Raw genomic sequence first — 18,422 nt, forward strand, 5'->3', positions numbered from 1 at the left:
CTTAGGCGAGATCGCCGAATTCGCTGTCGATGAACGCGAGCACTTCTGCCGCGGTGGCCGTTTCGAGGGAGGAGTCCCCGCTGTCGGCGGCGGCCGGTGCGGACCCGGCCTCGAGCGTGCGCAGGATGCGGCGCAGGCGTGCCGCCACCTCCTCGTGGGCGCCTTCGCCGGTGCCGATCGCCTCGATGCCCGCTTCGAGGCGTTCGAGCTCGCCCATGACCTGGAGCACCGGGTCGTGGCGCGGCGGTGCGGCGAGTTCGAGCAGGTGCTCCGTGAGCGCGGCCGGTGTCGGGTGGTCGAACACCAGGGTCGCCGGGACGGTCAGGGAGGTGGCCGTCCGCAGGTGGTTGCGGAGTTCGACCGCCGTGAGCGAGTCGAATCCGAGGGCCTTGAACGCCTGGTCGGAGTCGATCTCGTCGGCGGAGCCGTGGCCCAGTACGGCCGCGGTGTGCTCGCGCACCAGGTCCAGGACGAGCCGGTGCCGCTCCGCCGGGGACAGCGGGGCGAGCTTCTCCGTCAGTGACGCGGGGGCGGCCCCGCCCACCACGCGCGTGACCGTGCCGGTGGCCGCCGAGCGCCTTACCCGTACGAGTTCGCGCAGCACGGCCGGCAGGGGCCGGTCGGCGTGCTGGGCCCGCAGGGCGGCCAGGTCGAGCTTGACGGGGACGACGGCCGGGACCCCGCCGAGCACGCCGCTGTCGAACAGGGCCAGGCCCTCCTCGCTGCCGAGCGGGGCGACGCCGGAGCGGCTCATGCGCTGGAGGTCGCGCTCGTCGAGGCGTCCGGTCATGCCGCTGGCCACGCCCCACAGACCCCAGGCCAGGCTCGTGGCCGGCAGGCCCCGCGCGTGCCGGTACTCGGCCAGCGCGTCCAGGAACGCGTTGGCGGCCGCGTAGTTGCCCTGGCCCGCCGCACCGAGCGTGGCCGACGCAGACGAGAACAGGGCGAACATCCGGGGTGCCAGGGGCTCGGTGAGACGGTGCAGGTTCCAGGCGCCGTCCACCTTCGGGTGCAGTACGGCGTTCAGCCGCCGCGGGTCCAGTGCGGAGACGACCCCGTCGTCGGTGACGCCCGCGGCGTGCACGACACCGGCCAGGGAGTGCTCCGCGGTGATCGAGTCCAGGAGCCGGCCGAGGGCCTCCTCGTCGCCCGCGTCGCAGGCCGCGACCCGTACCCCGGCGCCCAGTGCGGCGAGTTCGGTGCGCAGCCGCTCCACGGCGGGAGTGTCCGTGCCGCCCCGTCCGGCCAGCGTCACGTGGCGCAGGCCGTGCTCCGCGACGAGGTGCCGGGCCAGCAGGGTGCCGAGGGTGCCGGTGCCACCGGTGATCAGGACGGTCTCGCCCGCCTCGAAGAAGACGGTGGGGAGGGTCAGTACCGCCTTGCCGGTGATGGCGGCCTGGCTCAGTGCCCGGAAGGCGTCCTGCGCGTCGCGCACGTCCCAGGTGGTGACCGGAAGCGGTACGAGCTCTCCGCGGTCGAAGAGTCCGGCGAGGTGGGTGAGGATCTCGCCGATGCGGTCCGGGCCGGCGTCACCGAGGTCGAAGGCCCGGTAGCGGACGCCCGGGTGATCGTCGGCGATCCGGCCGGGGTCGCGCGGATCGGTCTTGCCCATCTCCACGAAGCGGCCGCCGCGCGGCATCAGTCCGAGGGAGGCGTCGATGAACTCGCCCGCGAGCGCGTTCAGTACGACGTCCACACCGGCGCCGCCGGTCGCCGAGCGGAAGCTGTCGGCGAAGTCCAGCGTCCGCGAGGAGGCGATGTGCGCGCGGTCCAGCCCGTTGGCGAGCAGGGTCTCCCACTTGGGTTCGCCGGCGGTGCCGAACACCTCGGCGCCCAGGTGCCGGGCCAGCTGCACGGCCGCCATGCCCACGCCGCCGGCGGCGGCGTGGACGAGCACGGACTCGCCGGCGCCCAGCCCGGCCAGGTCGACCAGGCCGTAGTAGGCGGTCAGGAAGGCGACCGGGGTCGCGGCCGCGGATGCGAAGGACCATCCCCCGGGCATCCGCACGAGGACCCGTTGGTCGGCGACCGCGGTGGGTCCGAAGGCCCCGGGGACCATGCCCATCACACGGTCGCCCGGCACCAGGCCGCTCACGCCGGGCCCCGTCTCCAGGACCACGCCGGCGCATTCCGTACCGAGTTCCGCCCGGCCCGGGTACATGTCCAGGGCGATCAGCACGTCCCGGAAGTTCACGCCCGCCGCACGGACCGCGATGCGCACCATGCCCTCGGCGAGCGGGGCCCCGGCCTCGTCGCAGGGCACCAGGGCCAGGTTGTCCAGCGTGCCGCGCCCGGTGCTGTCCAGCCGCCAGGGGCCGGTGGGCACCGGCAGGGACGTTCCCGTGGCGGGACGTGTCAGCCGGCGGGCGTAGAGCCTCCCCTGCCGTACGGCCACCTCGGGCTCGTCCCGGTGCACCGCCTCGGCGACGTGTGCCGGATCCGGCAGGGCGTCGTCGAAGTCGATGAGGAAGATGCGGTCGGGGTTCTCCGTCTGGGCCGAGCGGACCAGGCCGGACACCGTCGCGTGGGCGAGCCGGACGGGCGCCGGCGCCGCCGGTACGGCGGCCGCGTGGCCGGTGGCGATCACGAGGGGGCTGTCGGCCAGCCGGTCGTCGGACAGCCAGCGCTGGAGCAGGTCGAGGGCCCACTCGGCGGCGCGGTGTGCCGCGCCCGCGGCGTCGGCTCCGTCCGTGCTCTCCTGCGGGCAGCGCACCAGCACCGGGCCGGGCTCCTGCGTGCCGTCCGCGAGCGCCGCGGCGAGGGCCGCGAGGTCGGGGTGATGGCGCCAGGGGCCGTCCAGCGGTTCGCCGAGCAGGACGCAGCCGGACGTTTCCGGCGCGGTGAGGGGGCCTTCCAGGGGTACCCAGCCCGTCGCGAACAGGGCGTCGCCCCCCTGGGGTGCCGCCCCCGCGCCCCGCAGCCGCTCCGGGGAGACGGGCCGCATGACCAGCGAGTCGATGGAGACGACCGGGTGGCCGTCCGCGTCGGCGGCGTGGAGCGTGATGGTGCCGTCCTCGGCGCGGAGCAGCCGGACCCGCAGCAGGTCGGCGCCGACCGCGTGGACCCGTACCCCGCCCCAGGAGAAGGGCAGGCGGGCCGAACCCGGCTCGTCCCCGGCCCGGGCGGCCGGCCCCAGCGCGTGCAGGGCCGCGTCCAGCAGGGCCGGGTGGACGCCGAAGCCGCGGGCGTCGCCGCCGTCGCCCGGCAGGCGCACCTCGGCGAAGACCTCGTCGCCGCGCCGCCACGTGCCGTGCAGACCCTGGAAGAGCGGGCCGTAGTCGAAACCGGCCTCGACGAGTCCGTCGTAGAAGCCGGCCAGATCGACGGGCTCGGCGCCGGCCGGCGGCCAGACGTCGAGGCCGCCGGGCGGGGTGAACGCGGGGTCGGCCGGGGCGAGCAGGCCCTCGGCGTGCCGCGTCCAGACGCCGTCCTCCTCGGTGTCCGGCTGGGTGTACACGGCGACCGGGCGGCAGCCGGCGGCGTCGGGCGCCTCCAGGACGAGCCGCAGCCGTACGGCCGCGTTCTCGGCCAGCGCCAGCGGCGCGGCCAGCGTCAGTTCCCGCAGCTCGCCGCTGCCGACGCGCTCGCCCGCCCAGCAGGCGAGGTCGACGAAGGCGGTGCCCGGAACCAGGACGGTGCCCAGTACGGTGTGCTCGCCCAGCCAGGGGTGCGTGTGCAGGGACAGGCGGCCGGTGGCCAGCACCCCGTCGCCCTGCGGCGCGGGGAGCCAGGCCGTCAGCAGCGGGTGGCCGGCCTCGGCCAGACCGGCCGCCGTCAGGTCTGCGGCGGGCGGGTCGGGCAGCGGCCAGAAGTGCCTGCCCTGGAAGGCGTAGGTCGGCAGGTCCACGGTGCGCGCGCCGGATCCGGTGTACGCGGACGTCCAGTCCACGTCGGTGCCGTGCACCGACACCGTGGCCAGGGCGTGCAGGAACGAGGCGGCCTCGGGCCGGTCGGCCCGGAGCACGGGGACGCACACGGCGGCGCTCCTGTCCGCCTCGTCGAGGACCTCCTGCGCCATGGCGGTCAGCGCGCCGCCCGGGCCGAGTTCCAGGAACGTCCCGGTACCGGCGTCGCGTGCGGCCGCGACGCCGTCGGCGAAGCGGACGGCCTCGCGGACGTGCCGGACCCAGTAGCCGGGGGTGGTCAGTTCGGCGCCCGCGACCGCACCCGTCAGGTTCGACACGACGGGGACGGCCGGCGCGCGGAACTCCACCGAGGCCAGCACCTCGCCGAACTCGGCGAGCATCGGCTCCATCCGTGCCGAGTGGAAGGCGTGGCTGACCGTCAGGCGCTTGGTGCGCCGTCCCTCTTCGGCGAAGGTGCGGGCCAGGGCGGCCACCGGCTCCTCGTCGCCGGACAGCACCACCGAGCGGGGGCCGTTGACCGCGGCGACCGATACGCCCTGCGGCAGTCGGGGCAGCTCGTCCTCGGCCGCCCGCACCGCCAGCATCGCGCCGCCCCTGGGCAGCGCCTGCATCAGGCGGCCCCGCGCGGCGACGATCCGGCAGGCGTCCGGCAGGCTCCACACCCCGGCCACGTAGGCCGCGGTGAGCTCGCCGATCGAGTGTCCGAGCAGGACGTCCGGCCGCACGCCCCAGGAGCGCACGAGTGCGGACAGGGCGACCTCCAGGGCGAACAGCCCGGCCTGGGTGTGGACGGTCTCGGCCAGTGCGGCGCCGTCGGTGAACACGACCTCCTTCACCGGCCGGTCCAGCAGCAGGTCAAGCTGTGCGCAGACCTCGTCGAAGGCCGAGGCGAACACCGGGAAGGCCTCGTACAGCTCCCGGCCCATCCCCTCGCGCTGGGAGCCCTGCCCGGAGAAGAGGAACGCCGTCCCGCCCTCGGCGGCGACGCCCCGCACCACGCCCGGGGCCAAGGTGCCCTCGGCGAGCGCCGTCAGGGCGGCCGCGAAGCCGTCGCGGTCCCCGGCCGTCACGACCGCACGGTGCTCCAGGCGCGCCCGCGTCGCCGCCAGGGAGAAGCCGATGTCGCCGACCGGCGGGCCGCCGGCGCCGACGTACGCGGCCAGCTGCCGGGCCTGGGCCTCCAGCGCGTCCGCGGAGCGGGCCGAGACGGTCCACGGCACCGGGCCGGAGGGCTGCGGCGCCTGCTCGGGCCGGGGGTCCGGCGCGGTGGCGGGCGCCTGTTCCAGGATCACGTGCGCGTTGGTGCCGCTGATGCCGAACGCCGACACGCCGGCCCGTCGGGGGCCGTCCGTACGCGGCCAGTCCCGGCCCTCGGTCAGCAGCTCCACCGCGCCCGACGACCAGTCGACCTCGGGGGTCGGCTCGTCCACGTGCAGCGTGGTCGGCAGCATGCCGTGCCGCAGCGCCAGCACCGACTTGATCACGCCGGCCACGCCCGCGGCGGCCTGGGTGTGACCGATGTTCGACTTCACCGAGCCGAGGTAGAGCGGGCGGCCCTCGGGCCGGCCCTGGCCGTAGGTCGCGAGCAGCGCCTGCGCCTCGATCGGGTCGCCCAGCGAGGTGCCCGTGCCGTGCGCCTCCACCAGGTCCACGTCGGTGACGGAGACGTCCGCGTCGGCCAGCGCCTGCCGGATCACCCGCTGCTGCGAGGGTCCGTTGGGCGCGCTGAGGCCGTTGGAGGCGCCGTCGGAGTTGACCGCCGAGCCGCGGACGACCGCCAGCACCTCGTGGCCGCGGCGGCGTGCCTCGGAGAGGCGCGCCAGGACCAGGACGCCGACGCCCTCGCCCCAGCCGGTGCCGTCGGCACCGGCCGCGAAGGCCTTGCAGCGTCCGTCCGGGGCGAGTCCGCCCTGCCGGGCGAACGCGTCGAAGGCGTGGGGGGTGGCCATGACGGCCACGCCGCCGGCGAGGGCCAGCTCGCACTCGCCGTTGCGCAGGGACTGCGCCGCGAGGTGGAGGGCCACCAGCGAGGAGGAGCAGGCCGTGTCCACGGTCAGGGCCGGGCCCTCCAGGCCCAGCGTGTAGGCGATCCGGCCGGAGAGCACGCTGCCGACGGCCCCGGTCAGCGCGTAGTCCTGTCCGCCCTCCATGGAGGTGAGCAGGGTGCCGTAGTCGTGCGATCCCGCGCCGACGAAGACGCCGGTGCGGCTGCCGCGCAGGGACAGGGCGTCCACGCCGGTCCGCTCCAGGGCCTCCCAGGAGGTCTCCAGCAGCAGGCGCTGCTGGGGGTCCATGGCGAGGGCCTCGCGGGGGGAGATCCCGAAGAAGGCCGCGTCGAACCGGGCGGCGTCCGGGAGGAAGCCGCCGGTCTGGGAGAACGCCGCGTCGGCGGGGACGTCCCAGTTGCGGTCGGTGGGGAAGTCTCCGATCCCGTCCTTGCCGGCCGCGACCAGGTTCCACAGGCCTTCGGGCGAGTCCGCCCCGCCGGGGAACCGGCAGGCCATCCCGACGATCACCACGGGGTCGCCCTCGGGAGCGGCGGCGGACGCCGCGGACACCTCCCCGGCGGGGCGGTCCTCGCCCAGCAGCAGGGTCCGCAGTTCGGCCGCGGCCGCGAGCGGGGTGGGGTGGTCGAAGACGAGGGTGGCGGGCAGTCGGACCCCGGTGGCCGTGGCGAGCCGGTTGCGCAGGTCGACGGCGGTGAGCGAGTCGAAGCCGAGGTCCTTGAAGGGCTTCGACGGTGCGACGGCCTCGGCGCCCGCGTGTCCCAGGGCCAGCCCCGCGGAGGTCCGCACGAGGTCCAGCAGGACGCGGTCGCGCTCCGTGGCGGTCAGGGCCGCGAGCCGCCCGGCGAGCGGGGACGGGGTCCCGTCGGCCGGCGGTGCGGCGGCGACGGCACGGGCCGCCTCCGGGATGTCGTCGAGCAGGGGCCGCCGCCGGGCCGCGGTGAACGTCTCGGTGAAGCGCTCCCAGTCCATGTCGGTCACGGTCAGGGCGGTTTCGTCGTGGTCGAGCGCCTGCTGGAGCGCGCCGATCGCCCGGTCCGGGTCCATCGAGCGCACCCCGCCGCGGGCCAGTTCCCGCGCCAGGCCGTCGTCGACCATGCCGCCGCCGGCCCAGCTGCCCCAGGCCACCGAGGTGGCGACGAGGCCGCGCCTGCGGCGGTCGGCCGCGAGCGCGTCGGCGTAGGCGTTGGCGGCCGCGTACGCGGCCTGTCCGGCGCTGCCCCAGACGGCGGCGCCGGAGGAGAACAGCACGAAGGCGTCGAGGTCGTGGCCGGCCAGCAGCTCGTCCAGGTGACGGGCGCCGTCGGCCTTGGCGGCCACGACGTCCGCCCATTGGGCGACGGTGGTGTCCGCCAGCGCGGCGACCCGGCTGACGCCCGCGGTGTGCACCACGGCGGTGACGGGGAACCCGTCCGGCACGCGGGCCAGTGCTTCGGCCAGCCGGTCGCGTTCGGCGACGTCGCAGGCGGCGACCGTGACGCCGGCCCCCAGCTCGCGCAGCTCCGCCACGAGAGCGTCCGCACCGTCGGCGGCCATCCCCCGCCTGCTGGTCAGCAGGAGGTGTCCGGCGCCCTCGCGGGCCAGCCAGCGGGCGACCCGGGCGCCCAGGGCGCCGGTGCCGCCGGTGACCACCACGGTGCCGTCCGGGCGCGGCCGCCAGCGGCGGGCCGGCTTCGCACCAGCCAGCGGGGCCCGCACCAGCCGGCGGACGTAGAGGCCGGCGGCGCGCAGCGCGTACTCCTGCTCGTCGCCGCCCGCGCCGAGCGCGGCGCGCAGCAGTCCGGCGGCCCGGTCGTCGAGTGCCGGCGGCAGGTCGAGGAGTCCGCCCCAGGGGGCGGGGGTCTCCAGTCCCGCGACCCGGCCCAGGCCCCACAGCTGGGCCTGCCCGGGCGCGGACACCCGGTCCGACCGCCCCGTGCCGACCGCGCCCCGGGTCAGGCACCACAGCGGTGCGTCGATCCCGGCCTCCCGCAGCGCGGACAGCAGGGTCAGGGTGCCGGCGATGCCCGCGGGGACCGCGGGGTGTTCGGGGTGCGGCCGGTCGTCGAGTCCCAGCAGGGACACCACGCCGGTCCACGGGGCACCCTCCGGGGCCCGCAGTACGTCCGGGGAGGGCGCGGGGCCCGGCACGACGGTGACGTGCTCGCCGAGGGCCGCGCGGGCCCAGCGGGACTCCTCGCCGTCCGGGTCCCCGGTCACCAGCAGCCAGGTGCCGGACGGGGCCGGAGCGGCGGCAGGTGCCACCGGCGTCCAGGAGACGCGGTAGCGCCAGCCGTCCGCCAGGGCGGAGTTCCGGCGCTTGCGCCGCCAGCCGGACAGGGCCGGGAGCAGCGACCGCAGGGGATCGCCGTCCTGGACCCCGAGTTCGGCCGCGACGGCGCCCAGGTCGCCGCGTTCGACGGCCTGCCACAGCTCGGCGTCCTCGTCGCCCGGGCCCGCGGCGGCCGCGGCCCGGGCGGAGTCGGGCCAGAAGCGGCTGTGCTGGAAGGGGTACGTCGGCAGCTCGGTGCGGGGGGCACCGGTGGCGCCGAGCACCGCGGTCCAGTCGACGCCGGTGCCGCGGACGTACGCCTCGGCCAGCGAGAGCGCGAAGCGGTCGGGGCCGCCCTGGTCCCGGCGCAGGGTGCCCACGGCGGCGGCGGCGGTGCCGGCCGCGTCGATGGCGTCCTGCACGGCGGGAACGAGCACCGGGTGCGGGCTGACCTCGACGAACACGTCGTGGCCGCGGGCGAGGAGGTCCTCGACGACCGGCCCGAACAGCACGGGCCGGCGGAGGTTGCGGTACCAGTAGCCGGCGTCGAGGCCGGCCGTGTCGAGCGGACCGCCCGTCGTGGTGGAGTGGAACGGGATCTCGCCCGTGCGCGGCGCGATGCCGGCCGTCAGCTCGGCGAGCCGCTCCTCGATCCGCTCCACGTGGGCGGAGTGGGAGGCGTAGTCGACGGGGATGCGGCGGGCGCGGATCCCGTCGGCCTCGCAGCCGGCCAGCAGCTCCGCCAGCGCCTGCGGGTCGCCGGAAACGACGGTGGACCTGCGGCTGTTGTTCGCCGCGACCGAGATCCGGCCGTCCCAGCGGGAGATCCGCCCGGCCGTGTCGGCCGGGGAGAGGGCCACGGACACCATGCCGCCGTGGCCGGAGAGTTCCTCGGCGATCAGCTTGCTGCGCAGGGTGACGAGGGCGGCGCCGTCGTCGAGCGAGAGCGCCCCGGCCACGCAGGCCGCGGCGATCTCCCCCTGGGAGTGGCCGACCACGGCGGCCGGTTCGACGCCGCAGGACCGCCACAGGCCCGCGAGCGAGACGCCCACGGCCCACGAGGCGGGCTGGACGACGTCCACCCGGTCCAGGCCGGGGGCGCCGTCTGCGCCGCGGATCACTTCGGCCAGCGACCAGTCGGTCAGGGGTGCGAGCGCTGCGGCGCAGCGGTCCATCCACTGCGCGAAGACCGGCGAGGACTCCCAGAGTCCGGCGGCCATGCCGGCCCACTGGGCGCCCTGCCCGGGGAAGACGAAGACGGTCCGGCCGCGGGTGTCGGCGGTGCCGCGCACCACGCGCGGGTCGCCCTCGCCCCGGGCCAGCGCGCCGAGCGCCGGCAGGTGCGCGCCGGTGCCGTCGGCGAGTACGACCGCCCGCTCCTCCCAGACCGCCCTGGTCGTGACGAGGGAACGGCCGATGTCGGCCGCGGGCGCGTCGGGCATCCGGTCGAACAGACGCCCGGCCGCCTCCCGCAGCGCCTCACCCGACGTGGCGCTGAGCACCCAGGGAAGTGCCGGGGAGCCGAGTACGGACGGTCGCGCGTCCGCCGGTTCCACGGGCTCCGTGGCGGGCGGCGCCTGCTCCAGGATCACGTGCGCGTTGGTGCCGCTGACGCCGAAGGCGGACACCGCCGCACGGCGCGGGCGGTCCAGGGCGGGCCACGGACGGGTCTCGGTGAGCAGCTCGACGGCGCCCCCGGACCAGTCCACCTCGGGGGTGGGCTCGGTGGCGTGCAGCGTGCGCGGGAGCTGTGCGTGCCGCAGCGCCGGCAGCAGCTTCAGGATGCCGGCCATGCCGGCCGCGGCCTGGGTGTGCCCGATGTTGGACTTCACGGAACCGAGGTGGAGCGGCTGGCCCGCGAGCCGGTCCTGGCCGTAGGTGGCCAGCAGCGCCTGCGCCTCGATCGGGTCGCCGAGTGCCGTCCCCGTACCGTGCGCCTCGACGGCGTCCACGTCCGAGGGGGCGAGGCCGGCGTCCGCCAGTGCCTGGCGGATCACCCGCTGCTGTGCGGGCCCGTTGGGCGCGCTCAGGCCGTTGGACGCGCCGTCCTGGTTGACGGCGCTGCCCCGTACGACGGCCAGGACGTCGTGGCCGCGGCGGCGGGCGTCCGAGAGGCGTTCCACCAGCACGGTGGCGACGCCCTCGCCCCAGCCGGTCCCGTCCGCGCCCGAACCGAACGCCTTGCAGCGTCCGTCCACGGCGAGACCGCGCTGCCGGGAGAACTCCACGAAGATGTCGGGGGTGGACATCACCGTCACGCCGCAGGCCAGCGCGAGGTCGCACTCGCCCGCGTGCAGCGCCTGGATGGCGAGGTGCAGTGCCACCAGCGAGGAGGAGCAGGCGGTGTCCACGGTCATCGCCGGGCCTTCGAGGCCCAGGGTGTAGGCGATGCGCCCGGACAGCACGCTGGAGGCGGTGCCGGTGAGCACGTGGCCCTCGACGTCCGCCGAGCCCAGGAGGGTGGCGTAGTCCTGGCCGTTGGTGCCGACGAACACGCCCGTGCGGCTGCCCGCGAGGGCCGTCGGGTCGATCCCGGCGCGCTCCAGGACCTCCCAGGAGGACTCCAGCAGGATCCGCTGCTGGGGGTCCATCGCCAGGGCCTCGCGCGGCGAGATCCCGAAGAAGGCCGCGTCGAAGCCGGCCACGTCGGAGAGGAAGCCTCCCTCGCGGACGTAGCTGGTGCCCGCCCGGCCCGGGTCGGGGCTGTAGAGCCCGTGGAGGTCCCAGCCGCGGTCCGACGGGAAGGGGCCGATGGCGTCCCGTCCGTCGAGGACGAGCTGCCACAGGTCCTCCGGGGAGCGGACGTCGCCCGGGAAGCGGCAGGCGGCCGCCACGATCACGATCGGGTCGTCGTGGTCGCGCACGGCGGCGGTGCGCTCCACGGATCCGGCGGAGGTCCCCTCGATGGTGGCGGCGAGGTGTTCGGCCAGCCGTTGCGGAGTGGGGTGGTCGAAGACCAGGGCGGGCGACAGCCGCCTCCCGGTGGCCGCGGCGAGCCGGTTGCGGAACTCGACGCCGATCAGCGAGTCGAAGCCGAGGTTGCGGAAGGTCCGGTCCTCCTGGATCCGGGCCGTGGCCGGCAGGCCCAGGACGGCGGCCGCCTCGGCGGCGACCAGCTGCGCGAGGGCGCGGTACAGCTCCTGCCCGCCGAGGCCGGCGAGCCGGCCCGCCGCGCCGTCCGCGCCGGCCCGGGCGCCGTCGTGCGGGGCGCGGCGGGCCCCGGGGACGCTGTCGAACAGCGTGGTGTGCCGGCCCGCGCCGGAGCCCGTGAAGCGCTCCCAGTCGATGTCGGCGACGGTCACGGCGCTCTCGCCGTCGTCGAGGACGCGTCGCAGTTCGGTCAGGGCGGCGGCCGGGTCGAGGGGGACCAGTCCGGTACGCGCCAGCTGGCGCCGCACGGCCTCCGTATCGGCGGCCATGCCGGCCCCGGCCCAGGAGCCCCAGGCCACCGAGGTGGCCGGCAGGCCGAGCTGGGCGCGGTGTACGGCGAGCGCGTCCAGGTAGGCGTTGGCGGCCGCGTAGTTGCCCTGTCCGGCCAGGCCCACGGTGCCCGCGAAGGAGGAGAACAGCACGAACGCGCGGAGGCCGAGGTCGCGGGTGAGCTCGTGCAGGTGCCGCGCCCCGTCCGCCTTGGGTCCGGCGACGGCGGAGAACCGGCCGGGGGTGAGCGAGTCGAGCACGCCGTCGTCCAGGACGCCCGCGGCGTGTACGACGGCGGTCAGGGGCCGGTCGGCGGGGATCGCGGAGAGGAGCCCCGCCAGCTGCTCCCGGTCGGTGACGTCGCAGGCGGCGACCGTCACGTCGGTGCCCCGTTCGCGCAGCTGCGCGACCAGTTCCCGGGCGCCTTCCGTGTCCGGGCCGCGCCTGCTGGTCAGCAGCACGTGGCGGGCGCCCCCGTCGGCGAGCCAGTGGGCGAGGTGGGAGCCGAGCGCGCCCGTGCCGCCGGTCACCAGGACGGTGCCGTCGACGCCGTCGATGCCGTCGATGCGGTCGACGCCGTCGGCGCCGTCGGCGCCGCCGGTGTGGCGCACCAGGCGCCGCGCGAAGAGGCCCGCGGTGCGGACGGCCACCTGGTCCTCGCCGGTGGCGCCGGACAGGGCCGCGCCCAGCCGGGTGCGGGCCCGCTCGTCCAGTACGGCGGGCAGGTCGGCGAGACCGCCCCAGCGCTCGGGCGCCTCCAGGGCCGCGACCCGGCCCATCCCCCACACCTGGGCCTGCTCCGGCGCGTCCAGCGCGTCGGAGGCGCTCACGGACACGGCGCCGCGGGTCAGGCACCACAGCCGGCTGTCGCCGCCCAGGTCGGCCATCGCCCCGAGCACCACGGCGGTGGCGGCCACGCCCGCGGCGGGCGTGCCGTCCAGGGCGAGCAGCGACACCACGCCGCCCGCGTCCTCGCCGAGCGCCGTGCGCAGCGCGTCCGCGATGCCGGTCCGGTCGGGTGCGCCCGCGTCGACCTCGATGACCGCGGGGTGGGCGCCGTGCTCGCGCAGCGTCCGCGCCACACCGTCCACGGTGGCCTCGTCGAGTCCGGCGGCGGGGACCACGAGGGCCCAGGTGCCGCTCGTCGCGGGGCGGGCGCCGTCCGGCACGGCCGTCCAGGCCGTGCGGTAGCGCAGCGAACCGGCCGTGGCCGGGTCACGGCCGGCCGCCGGGGCGAGCCAGTAGCGCTCGTGCTGGAAGGCGTAGGTGGGCAGGCCGGTGCGCCGGGCCCCGTACGGGGCGAACAGGGCGGGCCAGTCCACGGCCGCCCCGGCGGCGTGCAGGCGGCCGGCCGCGGTCACCGCGGCCCGGGCCTCGTCGTCGCCTCCCCGCAGGACGGGCACGGCGGTGACGTCCGCGTCGCGGCCCGCGTCCGCGAGGACCTCCTCGGCCATCGCCGTCAGCGGACCGCCGGGACCGAGTTCGAGCAGCTTGTCCACGCCGCGGCCCAGCGCCGTCGTGACGGCGCCGGCGAAGCGGACGGTCTCGCGGGCGTGGCGCACCCAGTAGGCGGGCGTGCGCAGTTCGTCGCCCGCGAGCGCGCCGGTCAGACCGGAGACGACGGGGATCCCCGGCCGGTGGAACTCCACCGAGGCGAGCACCTCGGCGAACTCCGCGAGCATGGGGTCCATCAGGGCGGAGTGGAAGGCGTGGCTGACGACGAGCCGCTTGGTGCGGCGTCCCCGCGCGGCGAAGTCCCGCACGAGCGCGTCCACGGCGTCCTCGTCGCCCGACAGCACGAGCGAGCGGGGTCCGTTGACGGCGGCGACGGACACCTCGGCGGGCAGCGGCGGCAGTTCGTCCTCGGTGGCCTGCACCGCGGCCATCGCGCCGCCCGTGGGCAGCGCCTGCATCAGGCGGCCGCGGGCCGCCACGACGCGGCAGGCGTCCGGCAGCGTCCACACACCGGCGACGTGGGCGGCCGCCAGCTCGCCGATCGAGTGGCCCAGCAGCACGTCCGGGCCGATGCCCCAGGAAGCGACCAGGTCGAACAGCGCCACTTCCAGGGCGAACAGCGCGGGCTGGGCCCACTCGGTCCGGTCCAGCGCATCGGGGTCGCCGAAGACGACGTCCTTCAGCGAACGTCCCAGCAGCGGGTCCAGTTCCGCGCACACCTCGTCGAACGAGGCGGCGAACACCGGCTGGTTCTCGTACAGTCCGCGCCCCATGCCGGGCCGCTGCGATCCCTGGCCGGTGAAGAGGAAGGCGGTCGACCCGCCCTCGCGGGCCACGGCGCGCACCACTCCCGCGGCGCTCCCGCCCGTGGCGAGCGCGGCCAGCTGGGTCAGGAACTCGACGCGGTCCGTGGCCGTCAGCACCGCCCGGTGCTCCAGGCCGGCCCGGGTGACGGCCAGTGACAGGCCCACGTCCGCCGGACGCGGCTCCCGCGTCCGGACGTGCTCGGCCAGCCGGAGCGCCTGGTCCCGCAGCGCCGCCTCGGAACGGGCCGAGAGCACCCAGGGAACGGCGCCGGCCGGCCCGCCCGCGGGCTCGTCCCGCTCCGCCGTGACCCCCGCCTGCTCCAGGATCACGTGGGCGTTGGTGCCGCTGATGCCGAAGGAGGACACGCCGGCCCGGCGCGGCCGGCCCGGCGCGGGCCACTCGCGCGCCTCGGTCAGCAGCTCCACCGCGCCCGCGGACCAGTCCACGTGCGGCGAGGGCTCGTCGACGTGCAGGGTCCGGGGCAGCGTCCCGTGCTGCATGGCGAGCACGGACTTGATCACACCGGCGATGCCCGCGGCGGCCTGCGTGTGCCCGATGTTGGACTTGACGGAGCCGAGCATCAGCGGATGCACCCGGTCCTGGCCGTAGGTGGCCAGCAGCGCCTGCGCCTCGATCGGGTCGCCGAGCTTGGTGCCCGTACCGTGCGCCTCGACCACGTCCACGTCGGCGGCGGCCAGCCGGGCGTCGGCGAGCGCCTGCCGGATGACGCGCTGCTGCGCGAGGCCGTTGGGGGCGGTCAGGCCGTTGGACGCGCCGTCGGAGTTGACGGCGGAGCCGCGGACGACCGCCAGGACCCGGCGGCCGTCGCGCACGGCGTCGGAGAGGCGCTGGACGGCGAGCATGCCGACGCCCTCGCCCCAGCCGGTGCCGTCGGCGGCGGCCGAGAAGGCCTTGCACCGGCCGTCGCCGGCCAGACCGCCCTGGCGGGAGAACTCCACGAACGCTCCGGGGGTGGCCATCACGGTCACACCGCCCACCAGCGCGAGGTCGCAGTCGCCGTCGCGCAGGGCCCGCACGCCGAGGTGCAGCGCCACCAGCGAGGACGAGCAGGCCGTGTCCACGGTCAGCGCGGGGCCTTCGAGCCCCAGCACGTAGGCGATGCGCCCGGACAGCACGCTCGGCGCCGTACCGGTCATGACGTGGCCGTCGGACTGCGAACTCTCGTGCAGCCGGGGGCCGTACTCCGAGGGGCTCGCGCCGACGAACACGGCGGTGCGGCTGCCGCGCAGGGACAGCGCGTCCACACCGGCCCGCTCCAGCGCCTCCCACGAGGTCTCCAGCAGCAGCCGCTGCTGGGGGTCCATCGCGAGGGCCTCGCGCGGCGAGATCCCGAAGAAGGAGGCGTCGAATCCGGCGGCGTCCGCGAGGAAGCCTCCCTCGCCGGCGAATCCGGCGGGCAGTTCCCAGCCGCGGTCGGCGGGCAGCGGCGAGATGGCGTCGCCCTCGGCGGACACGAACCGCCAGAGCTCCTCGGGCGAGTCGACGCCGCCCGGGAACCGGCAGCTCATGCCGACGATCACGACCGGGTCCTCATCCGCGTCCCGGGAAACGGCCCGCTCCTCGGACACGGCCGCCTTCGGCCCGTCCTCCTGCAGCCGCCGGGCGAGGGCGTCCGGCGTGGGGTGGTCGAACAGCAGCGTGGTCGGGATGCGGCGGCCGGTCGCCTGCGTCAGGCGCTCGCCGAGCTCGGCCAGCATCAGGGAGCTGAAACCCAGCTCCTTGAAGGCGGAGTTCATCGGAACGTCGTCGGCGGACGCGTGGCCGAGCACCAGGGCCGTGACGGCCCGCACGAGCTCCGCCGCCGTGGGCCCGGACTGCGGCCCGTCCGCCGGCGCGGCGGCCCCGGGGGCCGGCTCCGGGGTCCGGGCGCCCCGGCCCGGCACGGCGCGGGCGGCGCCGGAGGCGGCCCGCTGCGCCCCGTCCGCCAGCCAGTGGCGCCTGCGCTGGAAGGCGTACGTGGGCAGCGCGGCCCGGCGGGCGCCGGCCTCGGTGGCCAGCCGCGCCCAGTCCATCGGGACCCCGCGGACGTACAGCGCCGCGAGCGCGGCGAGCACCGCTTCCGGCTCCGGGCGGTTGCGGCCCCGCAGCAGGGGGACGCACACGGCTTCGGCTCCGCGCAGGCAGTCCCGGGTCATGGCCGACAGCACGCCGTCGGGGCCGAGTTCGAGGATCGTGGTGACGCCCTGGTCCTCGAGGAAGCGGGCCCCGTCGAGGAAGCGCACCGCGCCGCGCACGTGCCGCACCCAGTAGTCCGGGGAGCCGGCCTCTTCCGCGGTGAGCAGCCGTCCGGTCTCGTTGGAGACGATCGCGATGCGCGGGGCCCGGAAGGTCAGACCGGCCGCGACGGCGCGGAACTCGGCGAGCATCCCGTCCATGTGCGGGGAGTGGGAGGCGTGACTGATCCGCAGCCGCTTCGTCTTGCGTCCGCGCTCCTGCCAGTGGGCGGCGACGTCGAGGACGGCGTCCTCGTCACCCGAGATCACCGTGGAGAGCGGTCCGTTGAGGGCTGCGATGGCGACCCGGCCGCCGTCGCCGAGGAGGGGCCGGATTTCCGCCTCGCTCGCCTGGACGGACACCATCGCGCCGTGCGACGGCTGGGCCTGCATCAGCCGGCCGCGCGCCGCGACGAGCGTGCACGCGTCCTCCAGGGACAGGACGCCCGCGACGTGGGCGGCGGCCAGTTCGCCGGCGGAGTGTCCGAGCAGCAGCTGCGGGGTGAGACCGCAGTGTTCGACGAGCCGGAACAGGGCGACTTCGACGGCGAACAGCGCCGGCTGGGTGAACTCCGTCCGGTCCAGCAGGGCCGCCTCGGGCGAGCCTTCCTCGGCGAACAGCACGTCGCGCAGGGGCAGCCGCAGGTGCGGGTCCATGGCGGCGCACACCTCGTCGAGGGCCGCCGCGTACTCCGGGGAGGCCTGGTGGAGCGAGGCCGTCATACCGGGCCGCTGGCCGCCTTGTCCGGGGAGGACGAAGGCCAGGGAGCCGTTGGACACCGAGCCGCGCACGGCGTCGGGGTCCAGCGAGCCGTCGGCGAGGCGGCCCAGGGCGGCCACGGCCTCGTCCGGTCCGGCGGCGAGCAGCACCGCGCGGTGGGCGAAGGCCGTCCGGCTGGTGGCCAGGGCGTGGGCGACGTCCCGCAGCGGCCGGCCGGGGCGGGCTTCGAGGTGTGCGCGGAGCGTGCGTGCCTGGGCGCGCAGCGCCTGCTCGTCCCGGCCCGAGACGAGCAGCGGGAAGGGCGTCGCGGAGGGCCGGACGCCGGGCCCGGCCGGCGTCGCGGCGGCGCCGTCCCATTCGGTGAGCACGGCATGGCAGTTGGTGCCGCCCATGCCGAAGGAGCTCACGCCCACGACGAAGCGGCCGGCCCGCTCGGGCCAGGCCGTGAGTGCGGTGCTGACCCGGATGCCCAGCTCGGCCGGCGCGATGGCCGGGTTCGGGGACTCGTAGTGGAGGCTGGCGGGGATCTCGCGGTGGCGCGCGGCCAGCACGCCCTTGAGGAATCCGGCGATGCCGGCGGCGCCTTCGAGGTGACCGATGTTGGTCTTCACCGAGCCGACGAGCAGCGGCCGGTCGTCCGGACGGCCCGCGCCGAAGACGGCGCCGACGGCGGCGGCCTCCACGGGGTCCCCGGTAGGGGTTCCCGTACCGTGCAGCTCCACGTACGCGACGTCGGCGGGGGCGATCCCGGCCTGCTCGTACGCGGCGGCGATCACCGCCTCCTGGGCGCCGCGCTCCGGGACCGTGAGCCCCTCACCGCCGCCGTCGTTGTTCACGGCGCTGCCGGCCAGCAGGCAGTAGACGTCGTCGCCGGCCGCGACCGCGTCGGAGAGGGTCTTGAGCACGACGAGACCGCCGCCCTCGCCGCGCACGTAGCCGTTGGCCCGCGCGTCGAAGGTGTAGCAGCGGCCGTCCGGGGACAGGGCCCCGAACCGCTCGACGGCGGCGGTGCTGTGCTCGGCGAGGATCAGGTTCACACCGCCGGCCAGGGCGACGGAGCACTCGCCGCGCCGCAGGCTCTCGGCGGCCAGGTGCACGGCGACCAGGGACGAGGACTGGCCGGAGTCCACGGTGAAGCTGGGTCCGCGCAGGCCCAGGGCGTAGGAGACCCGGTTGGCGATCAGGGCACGGCTCAGGCCGGTGGTGGTCTCCGGGGTGAGCGCCTCGTCGCCGCCGGCCCGGACCAGCGCGGCGTAGTCGTCGGCGATCGCGCCGACGAACACGCCGGTCCGGCTGCCGCGGAGGCGGCCGGGCACGATGCCCGCGTCCTCCAGTGCCTCCCACCCGAGCTCCAGGGTGAGCCGCTGCTGGGGGTCCATCGCGGCGGCCTCGCGCGGCGAGATGCCGAAGAATCCGGCGTCGAAGGTGTCGACGGACTCCAGGAACCCGCCCCGTCCGGGTGCGTAGGGCCGCTCCGGCGGCGCGGCGCTCACCGCGTCCGCGCCGCCCCGCAGGAGGCTCAGCAGTTCGTCCGGGCCGGCGGCTCCCGGCAGCCTGCACGAGATCCCCACCACCGCGATGGGTTCGGAAGATCGTGCCTGGAGTTCAGCGGCCTTTGACTCGGACCGACCCGCCATGTGCTTCCCTTTACGTCACGAGGAT

The 18,422-nt window shown here is 76.5% G+C and carries 1 protein-coding gene; it reads right to left on the reverse strand.

Annotation, left to right across the window (positions count from 1 at the left end):
- Position 1 precedes the first annotated feature (1 nt).
- Positions 2 to 18,397, reverse strand: coding sequence for a type I polyketide synthase (locus ACGFXC_RS17750; protein ID WP_393713709.1), 18,396 nt, complete (start codon positions 18,395 to 18,397; stop codon positions 2 to 4).
- Positions 18,398 to 18,422 lie beyond the last annotated feature (25 nt).

Origin of the sequence: Streptomyces sp. NPDC048507 (genome assembly GCF_043199995.1) — a bacterium.
GTDB lineage: Bacteria > Actinomycetota > Actinomycetes > Streptomycetales > Streptomycetaceae > Streptomyces.

Coding starts and splice junctions, on each gene's coding strand:
- ACGFXC_RS17750 (WP_393713709.1), bottom strand. CDS start 18,397: ATGGCGGGTCGGTCCGAGTCAAAGGCCGCTGAACTCCAGGCACGATCT.